The organism is Pradoshia sp. (assembly GCF_051873915.1).
In the GTDB taxonomy this organism is placed as follows: domain Bacteria; phylum Bacillota; class Bacilli; order Bacillales; family Pradoshiaceae; genus Pradoshia.
This window is the reverse complement of record NZ_JBJEFJ010000090.1, coordinates 1-11,793: the sequence shown is the minus strand read 5'-3', so window position 1 is coordinate 11,793 and position 11,793 is coordinate 1. Positions and strand designations below refer to the sequence as shown.

Annotated in this window: 14 protein-coding genes; 1 reads left to right on the top strand and 13 read right to left on the bottom strand. The window is 45.5% G+C overall.

All coding sequences use genetic code 11. The annotated features are described in order from the left end of the window. Window positions 1–375: 375 nt before the first annotated feature. The 7 genes from hpf to ACI35L_RS08560 form a co-directional block, all read right to left on the bottom strand. Window positions 376–927 (bottom strand): ribosome hibernation-promoting factor, HPF/YfiA family, encoded by a 552-nt coding sequence (hpf, locus tag ACI35L_RS08590; protein ID WP_049669434.1) that lies wholly within the window; start codon window positions 925–927, stop codon window positions 376–378. 185 nt (window positions 928–1,112) lie between these two features. Beyond that, complete coding sequence (locus ACI35L_RS08585) at window positions 1,113–1,463, bottom strand: flagellar protein FliT (RefSeq protein ID WP_439802669.1); 351 nt, start codon at window positions 1,461–1,463, stop codon at window positions 1,113–1,115. A 60-nt stretch (window positions 1,464–1,523) separates the two neighbouring features. Then, window positions 1,524–1,961 carry a YaaR family protein gene (locus ACI35L_RS08580; RefSeq protein WP_439802668.1) on the bottom strand — a complete coding sequence of 146 codons (438 nt, stop codon included), beginning with the start codon at window positions 1,959–1,961 and terminating at the stop codon, window positions 1,524–1,526. 21 nt (window positions 1,962–1,982) lie between these two features. Next, a complete protein-coding gene (locus tag ACI35L_RS08575) occupies window positions 1,983–2,792 on the bottom strand; it encodes a flagellin N-terminal helical domain-containing protein (protein WP_049669431.1) in 810 nt (269 codons plus the stop codon). Between the two features lie 24 nt (window positions 2,793–2,816). Then, on the bottom strand, window positions 2,817–3,236 hold the full coding sequence (gene fliS / locus ACI35L_RS08570) for a flagellar export chaperone FliS (protein ID WP_049669430.1): 420 nt from the start codon (window positions 3,234–3,236) through the stop codon (window positions 2,817–2,819). A 37-nt stretch (window positions 3,237–3,273) separates the two neighbouring features. Further along, entirely contained in the window at window positions 3,274–3,570 is a 297-nt protein-coding gene (locus tag ACI35L_RS08565; RefSeq protein WP_439802667.1) for an EscU/YscU/HrcU family type III secretion system export apparatus switch protein, read from the bottom strand. Beyond that, complete coding sequence (locus tag ACI35L_RS08560) at window positions 3,567–5,741, bottom strand: hypothetical protein (RefSeq protein WP_439802666.1); 2,175 nt, start codon at window positions 5,739–5,741, stop codon at window positions 3,567–3,569. Before ACI35L_RS08560 ends, ACI35L_RS08565 begins: the two co-directional genes overlap by 4 nt. A gap of 259 nt (window positions 5,742–6,000) precedes the next feature. Here ACI35L_RS08560 and ACI35L_RS08555 point away from each other — a divergent pair, with 259 nt between their 5' ends. Further along, window positions 6,001–6,192 carry a hypothetical protein gene (locus tag ACI35L_RS08555; RefSeq protein WP_049669427.1) on the top strand — a complete coding sequence of 64 codons (192 nt, stop codon included), beginning with the start codon at window positions 6,001–6,003 and terminating at the stop codon, window positions 6,190–6,192. A gap of 43 nt (window positions 6,193–6,235) precedes the next feature. Here the strand turns inward: ACI35L_RS08555 and fliS (ACI35L_RS08550) are convergent, their stop codons facing one another. The 6 genes from fliS (ACI35L_RS08550) to ACI35L_RS08525 form a co-directional block, all read right to left on the bottom strand. Next, on the bottom strand, window positions 6,236–6,637 hold the full coding sequence (fliS, locus tag ACI35L_RS08550; RefSeq protein ID WP_049669426.1) for a flagellar export chaperone FliS: 402 nt from the start codon (window positions 6,635–6,637) through the stop codon (window positions 6,236–6,238). 21 nt (window positions 6,638–6,658) lie between these two features. After that, window positions 6,659–8,590 (bottom strand): flagellar filament capping protein FliD, encoded by a 1,932-nt coding sequence (fliD, locus tag ACI35L_RS08545; RefSeq protein ID WP_439802665.1) that lies wholly within the window; start codon window positions 8,588–8,590, stop codon window positions 6,659–6,661. A 14-nt stretch (window positions 8,591–8,604) separates the two neighbouring features. Continuing rightward, window positions 8,605–8,976, bottom strand: coding sequence for a flagellar protein FlaG (locus ACI35L_RS08540; RefSeq protein ID WP_053103697.1), 372 nt, complete (start codon window positions 8,974–8,976; stop codon window positions 8,605–8,607). Between the two features lie 335 nt (window positions 8,977–9,311). Beyond that, a complete protein-coding gene (locus tag ACI35L_RS08535; RefSeq protein ID WP_439802664.1) occupies window positions 9,312–10,142 on the bottom strand; it encodes a flagellin N-terminal helical domain-containing protein in 831 nt (276 codons plus the stop codon). 187 nt (window positions 10,143–10,329) lie between these two features. Continuing rightward, a complete protein-coding gene (locus tag ACI35L_RS08530) occupies window positions 10,330–10,497 on the bottom strand; it encodes a carbon storage regulator (protein ID WP_049669423.1) in 168 nt (55 codons plus the stop codon). A gap of 355 nt (window positions 10,498–10,852) precedes the next feature. Further along, a partial coding sequence (locus ACI35L_RS08525; protein ID WP_439802663.1) for a flagellin occupies window positions 10,853–11,793 on the bottom strand: 941 nt, incomplete at its 5' end.

Sequence of the window (11,793 nt, the reverse complement as noted above, 5' to 3'; positions counted from 1 at the left end):
CTATTATTGTCTCATTTTGACATAGCTGTTTGTCTAGATACATGGATTTGCGCCCTTACACCAGTCCATGCGCCCATACGAGCTGGATTTCGCCCATACCCTCATATCTTCGCCCTTAAATCTTGCCGTTCGCCCATAAACCATGAAATCAGGCTTATTCCAAGCAGAAAAAGAGGCCCATCATCCCGCCAAAGGTCAAAATAGACAAGCTGCGGGGTGTTTTTGAAGAAAATCCTGCTCTTTTCAGCGGATTCCGTTCAAATACATGATAAAATTACCCTGTTTTGATTCTGGGGCATTCCAGGATTGCTCCCATACAAACCAAAATTAAAAAGGCGGAAAACCCATCGGGTCCTCCGCCTTTCCTGTATCAACTTAGTTAACGGCTTCAATCAAACCGTATTTACCGTCTTTACGTTTGTAGACGATGTGTGTGCCGTCTGTTTCTGCATCTGTGTAGATGAAGAAGTTGTGGCCGAGCATGTCCATTTGAAGGATGGCTTCTTCACTGTCCATTGGTTTAAGATCGAAGCGTTTTACACGGACAACTTCAAGCTTGTCTTCATCTTCTTGCACTTCTGGTTCAAGGTCGCCTTCTGGAGTGACGAATACTTCTTTGCCTGTGTCACGGGAGCGACGATTGATTTTTGTTTTATATTTGCGAATTTGTCTTTCTAATTTATCGTTAATAATGTCAATGCACGCATACATATCTGTGTTGGTTTCTTCTGCTCGCAATACAAGGTTTGGAAGCGGAATGGTAATTTCAACTTTTGCGTTTTTATCAGCGTAAACTTTCAGATTAACATGTACATTGGCATTTGGCGTATCAGAAAAGAATCTTTCCAATTTTCCAACTTTTTTCTCTACGTAATCTCTGATTGCTGGAGTTACCTCAATGTTTTCACCACGAATGTTGTAATTCATAAGTGAGTCCTCCTTTTCTCTACCTTCTATAACTATTATATTCTATTAATCCCAAAGAACATCCTGCTAATATCGACAAATGTTTGTCTATTTTTGAACAATTCAGGATTTTGAGATTACACTATTAGTATACCCTATCTGACTAAGAAAAAGCACTAGATGTCACAATAAATTCGAAGTTGTAATCATTTCCTCTTATCATAATAAAATCCATCTGTCATAACCGATTCATAGGGATTGGCATATTTTTGATTATGCCGCTTTTGAACCTTGACCCGTTTGATTTCTGCCGCAATCTCTTGCTTTTTCATTCCCATTAGTTCAGACAGTCTCAGGTTCAAAGCGACACAGCGCTCACCCAATGCTCGTTCTGCATCCGAAAAAGGGGGCTTGATCTCCAGCTGGAGCTTCTCCCGCTTGAGGATGGAGCTGTCAAGCTGCACAATAGCCTTCTCCCGATGCTTCTCCCATTCCTCTCCCTCAAGCATCTCTATCATTTCCTTCGTGACTTGATAATAGTCTTCCAACGCTTTCACGAAGCTTCACCCCTCCTTTGTAAAAAGAGGCCGTGACAATTCGTCAGGGCCCTTGTTCGATCATGTATAAATATTGATAAGCATCCCTTGTATTTCCCCAATCATCCCGAGCAGGCTGAGACCCTTTTCCTCTTTATCCAAGACCGCATTCGTCAATTCGAGCAGCTTCTGATCGACCTCTTTCACCAGCTTGTAGACTTTCGCCGAACCACGCTGGCTGAAGCCGCGCCGCTCCTCAAGCTGCAGGCCGCTCTTGACGGCATCATCCATGAAATCCTTGACGAGCTTTTTATATTTGCGCAGGTGGTCAATGGATTGCGTATCGGCAAGCACCTTGCCTTGCGCCTCAATCTCCTGCATTTTTCTGCTGAGTCTTTCATACGTCATATCCGCACGGCGCGTGCCAATGACCTCCTTAAAGGAAATGGTACCCTTGGCCGCTTCTCCCTTCCGATCTGCCTTATGTAAGGCAGTCTTTCCTATTCGCTGTACGTCCACAAACCCACCTCAAAATAAAGCTTATTGTAATAATTGCAGTACACCTTGTGGCATCTGGTTTGCTTGAGCAAGCATCGCTTGAGCAGATTGATTCAAGATATTGTTCTTTGTATACTCTGTCATCTCAAGTGCCATATCTACATCACGGATGCGTGATTCAGCAGCCGTAATGTTTTCATTCATGCTTGAAAGGTTTTCGACCGTGTATTCCAGACGGTTTTGCATGGCACCAAGGCTGGAGCGCTGGGCCGTGACCGTTTTCAAAGCAGCATCTAGAGTCGTAATGGCCGTGTTCGCACCCTGAGCTGTTGTTAAGTTTACATTCGTTAATCCGAGGGCCGCAGAATCCATTTTACTGATGGCCACATCAATGGTTTGCGCTGCATTTGCACCGACCATGAGGGAGAAAGTTGTATTTGCTCCCATTAGATTTTGTTTGTTAAATTCCGTCGTATCGCTTATCCGGTCAATCTCTAGCTTCAATTGGGTAATTTCCGTTTGAATGGCATCTCGGTCCTCGGTTGTATTCGTACCGGTTGAGCTTTGTACAGCGAGCTCTCTCATCCGCTGCAGGATTTCCGTCACAGACGATAGGGCGCCTTCCGCTGTTTGAATCAATGAAATACCGTCAAGCGCATTGCGCTCCGCTACATCAAGACCGCGGATTTGCGAGCGCATTTTCTCCGAAATAGATAGACCAGCCGCATCATCCGCTGCCTTATTGATGCGCATTCCGGAGGATAGTTTCTCCAGGTTTTTCGCAGAGTTCGCTTGGTTTGCGGCAAGCTGGCGATATGTATTCAGGGCAGCAATATTATGATTGATTTTCATCCGTATTAGCTCCTTCGTTCTCTATTATCGTTTTGTTCTCATGACGTGGTTTTCATAAGCAGATACCTTTTGCATGACCGATGATGACTGCTCTTTCCTGTGCATGGCTTCATTCCAGGCAGCGGCAAGTGTTTCAGCGAGTTCTTTTACATGCTTGATTTGATCCGTATCTTTACGGTAATTGGCCTCGATGGTCCGATCAGCCATATAGTTGTAAAGGCTGTCCAAGTTCTCCGCCAGCGGTCCTGCCTCATAGCGCAGACCGACGCCTAGCCGCTGAATGATGTCACTCGCCTTTTGCAGGCTCTGATTCGCCGCTATCATATTCTTTTGCTCAATGCAGCCAAGCGCCTCCTCCAAATGACCAATTAAGCCTTCATACAGAAGGGCTGTTAACTCTTGGGACGATTTCTGGACAATCAACTCTTCTGTTAAATATTCCATCGTCAACCTCCACCTATTTTCTAGTTTTTATATCGGTTCACCCGCCGTATTCTTTATCCAGTTCCTCCAGTAATAGAAGAATCTCCGCGATGACCGCATAGAGCTGCGGAGGGATGGAATCACCTAAGTCCAAATCAAGAAGATGACTGACCAAGGTCTCATCCTCCTGCAGATGGATATCATTCTGACGGGCCATTTCAATAATCTTCTGGGCCACGCTGCCGGTTCCGTGCGCAACGAGCTGCGGTGCGCTTTCCTGACCTTCCTTATAACGCAGGACAGCGGCACTCGGCCCATTCACTTTCCTTCGATTCATCTGATTGACATACCTCATATCGTCCGGTCGTATCCTTTCCCCGCAAAGGGATTGATGATTGGCGTACGTGCTTGCTGCTCCATTTCTTCTGTTTCCCGCTTGAACGGTTTGACTTGAACCGTTCCAATCGAATAGCCAATCTCGCCAAGCCGCTCGAATGTCGTTTCTGCCAAAGGCTCTAATCTTTGTGATAAGTCCTTCTTATCACTCGTAAAAGTGATGAACAGATTGCGGTTATTGGCAGTAAGTGATATGCCGATCTCCCCAAGTCTTTTCGTTTCCAGCACAAAGTACAGACTGCAGTTCTCCCAGTCTAACGTTTCATTTTCGCCGTTTGCTTGGACAAATACCTTCACATCCTCCACCTGCTTTTGCAGCATGAGCGGCAGATGAAGGGCAAGCTGCTGCAGACCGGATGAATCAGGTTTTGCAAGCAATTGCTGGCCTGTGATTGTCTGTACGGCCTGCTCAGCCTGAGCTGCAAGCTTCGGATTAAGCCCCCCGTCATTCAGGGCATGCAGCAAGGCAGACTTTACGTTCGCCCGCGCCTCAGGCTGCTTTCCATCCAAGAGCGCCTTCACTGTATCTGCTTCATTCATCATTCCAAGCTTGCGGATAAGCTCAAGCATTTGACGGCCTGATGGCTGTTCAGGCTTATAAACCTGGACTTGCTGCTCCTCCATTCCGGCGACGAAATGCTTCACCTTCACGTCAGATGGCTTAAAGACAAGTCCTTCGACTGAAGCCTTTACTTCGCGGACAATCTGGCTTGCCTCGCCAAAATTCCCGTTCATTAATAAAGACCGTGCCTCCTGAAGCCGGCTGCTTGCCAGGAGGAGCTTTTTCTCTGTGCCCATATCAGCGTAAAGCATGTAATCCCCTTTTAAGATCGCCGTATCGAGCTGTTTAATCGTTGACTCGAGAACCTGCTTCACTTGGGGCTGACGATTGGACAGCAGCTGCAGGGATTGATCAAGATTCTTCCCGATATCCCGTTTCGTCTGTTTGAAATCAATCGTGAGCTGAGCGAGTCGCTGACTAATTTCTGTGACGAGAATATTCTTTGAATCAAGCTTCAATGATTGAACAGCCTGGCTAATTGAGTTCAGTTCCTCTGCCGTCAATAGAGCCTCCTTAACCGGCTGCCTCAGCTCTGGATTTCTTTCCTCCAATTGCCCGAGTGCTTCCGTCAATACCTTTCGCGCTGAAAGCTCTCGTCCACTGGCTGATAAGCCCTCCGCCTTTGCGACAGCGGTGCTAAAATCCGTATAGTTCTCCATTCGCTGAACACGGTCATCTTGTGAGAAAGTCCTCACCTGGTTGAGCACCTGCTCCATATCCGGCTGTCTTTGAATGGTTTTCAGCAGGCTCTTCAACATCTCTGCTTCTGCCGTTAACACGGCCTCTCCGCTCCCTTTTTGCCCAAGTGAATGAAGGGTGTGTAAAATGGCGGTTTTACCCTCTGGCAGGCTCTTTAAAAGAGCACCCTTCTCACCTGCATCAAGCTTTGCACCCTTGATGAATGCCAGTACCTGCTTGCGGATGAATGCATCATCTTCACTCGATTCGATGGCAGCGATTAACCGTAGGATAGAGGACGTTTCTCTCCTGCTCTCAAGCAACGGCAGTTCCTTCCCCACTTCCTCCATCACCTTGCTGATGGATTCTCCATGCAGGGCGGTATGTATGGCCTTTAAATGGGAATCTGTCATCTCCAATCCACGGCCGGCCGCTGCCTTAATGGTCTCCAACTTCTGCGCAACCGATCCTGCTTCTGTTTTCATCCATTGCTGAAGCATTTTCGCAAGCTCGCTTGTCATCGAATAGCCTTTATCAAGCAGTATTCTTGCCGCCTGCTGAACCTCTTTCAAAGAAGCGCCCTCTAGGCCCGCCGTCCTTAATAATCCGTCCAAATCAAGCGATGTCCCGCTCTGCGCTGATTCAACATTTTTGGCAACTTGCTTCGCGATTACAGTGTCGTTCTGTCTGCTCGTAATCTCTATTAGTATCCGCTGTTCACTCGGAACCCCGCCTTCAAAGGCCATCTTCATCTCTCTTCCGTTTAAGGATACGACAGCAGCCGATGAGGATAATCGTTCTTTGATCGAGACCGTATATACCTGCCCAATAGCTAATGGTCTCGTTCCAGCCGCAGCAGCTTGATTGGTATCCGTTAGTTGAATCTGCATATTTCTTCCCACCTCGATTATTCCCTTACATTCTTTATCGGTAGATAGGAAAAAAACGTAAGGATGGAGAGAGAAATAGAGAAATAGACCCAAACGGATTTACCAGCTGATAAAATATATGTCTTTTTACCTATTCAACGATTAATTCACGTATAATAATTTCATTCTGTACTAAAAAACAGTTGATTCTACCATCCAAAATACTATACTATAATCAATTGGATTATTTTTACTTATTCAGCAAAAGGGGATACGCACCATGATTTTGATAAAATATATCAAATTGTTTAATAGCCTTCTTGCTTTTTTTATCCTACTCAATATCATTTCCTATGCTACGGGACGCGTGGAGCTCTTCCCAGTTCTGGCGGTTGGAACACTCCAGATTCTACTGGGAGCCCTAGTTAATGCAGCCGGGTACAAGCTGAAAGATTTAGACGGAAATGAATAACGATATAAAAAAAGAACTGGCAGATTGCCAGTTCTTTTTATCATTATGCCCGGTCTCCTCCGGCAAATTGTTTCTGCCGGTTTAATTGAATCGCCTGCTTCCAGGTGTCACGCAAGCCTACGACGAGCTCCTCCACCTCATCCAGGATGGCCGGATCATTCTTCATATTCGCTTCAATCAGCCGGCGCAAAATGTAATCATACATCGCCATCATATTCTTCGAGACCTCGATCTCCATATTCAAGGTCACTCGCAGCTCGTTAATGATATTTTGCGCCTTCAGGAGATTCTCATTCCGCTTCTCGATCTCCTTGTTGTCCATCGCCATTCTGCCTGCCTTGATAAACTTGAGGCAGCCATTATAAAGCATCAGCGTCAATTCACCAGGAGAAGCCGTTGTGACGGCATTGGATTGGTAAGCCTGATAGGGATTATGTAAAGCCATTTATTCGTGCACTTCCTCTCTTTAACTGGAGAAATAGGATGATAGATAGCTTGATTGGCTATTCGCATTCTGAATCGCCTTCTCCATCGCTGTAAATTGTGCATAATAGCGATCTTCAATATTCAAGAGCTTATCCTCAAACCGTGTAATGCGGGATTCTACATCACTCAAATCCCGGCCGATCGTAAAAGTCGCATTCGTACTGAACGCATTTCCTGCCTTTGCCTTCAGCTTATCGGTTGCTTCCGTAATATTCGCCTGAAGCTTGGAGGCAATTCCTTCTGCTGAGGCAAATAAGGCCTGTACGCTTTCCGGGTCATCCTCAAGCGCCTGCTTTAATTTCGTTTCATTGATTTCCAGCTTCCCGCCGTCTAAATAGTTCGCAGTTGTTGTAATGCCGATGCTGCTAAGCGTCTTAAACGTGCCGGTTGCCGTACTTACCGTATTGGACATGCTTTGGCGCATGGAGGTCAATACACTTCGAAGGGTTGCATCATTGCGAAGCCAGCCAGCCTTTGCGATATTGTCCCACTTCTCAGCCTGGGCTTCTGTCAAACCCTCGCGCTCTTCATCAGATAGCGGCTGATAGTCACGTTTCCGTTCCTCGCCTGTTTTCTTCGTAATCTCGCTGATCAGTGTATTATAGGAATCTACAAAGCTCTTAATATTGTCATAAACAGCTGTCGTGTCACTTGTAATGCCAATATTGACCGCACCTGAGAAGGTTTGCTTCAGGTTAAACGTTACCCCGTCTATCATGAAGTTATTGCTTGAGCGGGTAGTCGTGATGCCATTAAGGGTGAATTCCGCATCTGTTCCTGCCTGGTAACGTGCCGTATCGAGCTGCAAGGCTTTGGTCAAATCGGATTGGCCGAACTGGATATCATTTGCCTCAAAGCTGCCTGTCTCTGTTCTTGTTACGGATAGACTGTCAGAGTTGGCATCATAGAACATCGTAACCCCAAGCTTGGAGGAGTTGATTTTGCTGATGACATTACTCATCGACTGGTCAGCCGAAAAGAGGAAGGTCTCCTGCATCGCTCCTTTAGAGGTGGTGGTCTCCACATCCATTGCGGTGTACTTTTGCTTGTAGGCGACCGTAATCTCGGCAGCCGCATCCACCGCACTATTTAACGTTACCTGCCCAGTGGCAAAATCAATCTTTCCTGATAGAGAACCAGCGGTGAAGGTATTATTCGCGTCAATGGTAACAGCTTGGCCATTGATGGTAAGTGAATTCTCGGCGATTGCTTTTTTCGATAAGGTAAAGCTTGTTGCTCCTTCTGCAAGGGAGATCTTTTCTACCTTTTTATCTGTGACGTAATTCACTTCAATGGCGGCGTTGACTTCTGGTGTGTTTGTGAATGTGATGATGCCATTGTTAATCGTGTATTCATCCGCTTTAAGGGCCTTTCCAGCCACCTTTATGCTGATTGGACGATCAAGTAAGGTGGTTCCTTCCGCGAGAGGAAGTTCGACCGTCGAACCAGTGGCCGTGAATTTCGCCGTCTCGACGCTGCCTTCAGCCCAAGTGATGGCGTTCGCGAATTGACTATTCATGGAAAGCAGGGAGCTGCTTGTGCTGATTTTGCTGTCTGCGCTGGCAGATAGTTTATTCACGGTTGTCAGGCTCGCTGATGTCGCCAGCTTCGTCACATTGGAGAGCTGATAGCTTGCCGTACTGGCAGATGAGGACGCTGTTGCGGTTACATAGGACTCGTTTGAGCTGCTCGTTTGCTTCGCCCCGTAGCTTGAGCTGAGTTTCATGTTCAGCACCTTAGAGCGAAAATCGGTCAGGAGCGTATTCATCGAGCGGTAATCATCCCGCTTCCACTCAAGAATCTGTTTCTTTTGCTTCAATTTATTAAGCGGAAGTCTTTCTGCATCCATCAATTGCTTGACGATGGAGTCAATATCCATCCCGCTTGCTAACCCAGATACCCGGATTGCCATTTGCCTTCACATCCTTATATTCTTCTGTCGACGAATAACGCCATATTCTCGGCCATTGAGGCATACATATCGAGCAGCTTTTTCGAAGGAATTTCCTTCAGCACATCGCCTGTTGCTGCATCAACGATGGAGACATACATTTTCTCGAGTCCCTCATGCATTTCAAATTTCAGGGAGGTTTTCATCGGTCCAAGAAAGTGATTCATCGCTTGCGTTGTTTCCATTAGTTTCTGCTGGATTTGTTCGTCGGTCATCGGAGTCCGTTCTTGAGATGGGAGCTTTTCCTGGACGGAAGCCTGCGTGGCATTGCTTCGTACGACAGCTGGAAGCCTCACTGGCTGCTCGACTGCCTTACCGGCAGTATAGCCGGAAATGCCGTTTACCATATCCTTGCACCTCGCTCTGCATTCATTGTTATTTCATATATCGGATGGGGAGGGGAGAATTTTAGGAAGGTGAGGGCGCTGCCTTGAAAGATAGGTTATTTGTCCTAAGTATTTTTCGCAGAAGGGAGTCGCTTTCCGTGGGCAAGCATCGAGCCTCCTCGTGCTGCGCACTGCGGGGTCTCGATTAGCTTGTTCTTCCCACAGGAGTCTCCCCCCTTCTGCGAAAAATAGGAGAGCGCATATAATTGGTGATACTGTTTCTAACCACTCCTTCAAATCAGTAATACAATATAGAAAAAAAGACCTGCATGAGCAGGTCTCCGGTAAAAGATAGATTAACGCAATAATTGAAGTACATTTTGCGGTTGTTGGTTTGCTTGGGCGAGCATGGCTTGGGATGCTTGGGCAAGGATGGATTGTTTGGTTTGCTCGCTGATTTCTTTTGCCATGTCGACGTCACGGATGCGGGATTCGGCGGCTGTAAGGTTTTCGGAAATGGTCCCCAGGTTGTTAATTGTGTGCTCTAAACGATTTTGAACAGCACCAAGTCCAGAACGCAGTTTCGAAACAGTCGCGATTGCAACATCTACTGGCTCAATAGCTGCTTGAGAATTGGCTTTATCCTTTAAATCTCCAACCGTACCTGCTATTGAATTAACAGTTGATAATGTGGCATAGTTTGCATTACTAAATGTATAAGTAATTTTTTGTTCTTTGTTTGCACCAACTTGGAAATCCACAGCTGTAGTAGTGCCATCCCAGAGTTTTTGTTGGTTAAACTCAGTTTCATCAGAGATACGATCCACTTCTATCGCAAGCGCTTGATATTCAGCATCTAATGCTTCACGATCTGCTGCGACGTTTGTGTCATTGGATGATTGTACAGCCAACTCACGCATACGCTGTAGAATAGAATGAGTTTCATTCAAAGCACCTTCAGCTGTCTGAATCATCGAAATCCCATCCTGTGCATTTCGGCTAGCTTGATTAAGGCCGCGGATTTGGCCGCGCATCTTTTCAGAAATAGATAAACCCGCTGCGTCATCTCCAGCCTTATTGATACGAAGACCAGAAGACAGCTTCTCCATACTTTTCCCTTGCGCATTATTCGCCTTCGTCAATGCATTTTGCGTATTAAGTGAGGCAATATTGTGGTTAATAATCATTCTTTTTTCCTCCTTGGAATCTTACGGTGGACTTCCTTTTCCACCAGCTATTTTATTTATATTAATGAAAGCAAGCCCTGACCTAGGATGGGTGCTTTCAGAAATAACGCATAAGAAAAGACGAGCGGGCTTTGCAGGTGAGGCTTCATTGCCCCGGCTGCTTTAGCCCGCTCGTCCATGAGACTATTTATTTCGACCCTTTGTTTGCTTCGACTAATTCCCCGCGCGTGATTTTGATATGCTTCGGGGCATCGATGGCTAAACGAAGGTGTCCATCATCGCTTTTGACAACTTTGACGGTGATATCATCACCAATTTGAATGTATTCCCCTGGTCTTCTGCCAAGTACTAGCATGTTGTGTGGTCCCTCCTCCTTGAGAAAAGTGGTCAATTTGTAAGAACCCCCTTGAAGAACATTACCCGCTCTGACTGGCTTCACACATAAAAAAAGAGCAAATAATGCATCCGGCCCGCTTCCTGCGGCACTTCAATAAGCATTATTTACTCGTCCTGAGTACACATTATGAGGTTTTATGTCTTACATAGATATTATCGGACTACGTTCATATATCTTTATACTCACTTTTACATTTTTTACAAAATTCATTGTATAGTATTTATTGGCTGATGGCTACTATCTTTTATGCATTCTATTGTTTCATAGACCAAACTACCGTGCCAGGCTGGCACGGTAGTTTCTAACCATATGATTAACGTAACAAGGAAAGAACGTTTTGTGGTTGTTGGTTCGCTTGAGCAAGCATCGCTTGAGAAGCTTGAGCAAGGATGGATTGTTTGGTTTGCTCGCTGATTTCTTTCGCCATGTCTACGTCACGGATACGGGATTCAGCAGCTGTTAGGTTTTCAGAAGATGTGTTTAGGTTGTTGATTGTGTACTCTAGTCGGTTTTGGACTGCACCTAAACCTGCTCTTGTTTCAGACACTTTAGTGATAGCATCATTGATTGTAGTAATTGCGTTATCTGCTCCAACTTGATCTGAAATATTAACAGTAGCTAAAGCTGACATCTCAGCAGTTTTACCACCAGTTACTCGCATATCACTGATTGCAACAGCAATATTTTGCCCTTCATTAGACCCAATGTGGAATTTCAAATCCCCTGAACCAGTCAGGTTAATTTTTTTGCCATCTAAGGCACCAGTAGTATATTGGTCATTGACCTCAATTGACAAAGTTTCGCCATTTGCACCACCAAAAGTAATAGTAGACATACTACCTGCTACTGCCGTAGGCTCAGTAGTTGATACTAAGTTGATTCCATTACCTGCATCATCTACTAATGTATAGTGGTCAGTATCAAATGATAATGTATAGCTGACTGCACTTAAACCAGCCGATGAGTTAAACTTCTCAAATGAGGCTTCTTGTAAAATATCAGAAGCTGTTGAATTGTTGTCAAAGCTAATACCAAGATCGCCATTTATTAGATTTTTAGTATTAAATTCTGTATTATTAGCAATACGATCTAGTTCAGAGACTAATTGAGTAACCTCTTTTTGTAATTCAGCACGATCATCATCTGTATTCGTATCGTTCGCAGATTGTACTGCTAGTTCACGCATACGTTGCAGGATGGAATGAGTTTCATTCAAAGCACCCTCAGCCGTTTGAATCAAAGAAATCCCATCTT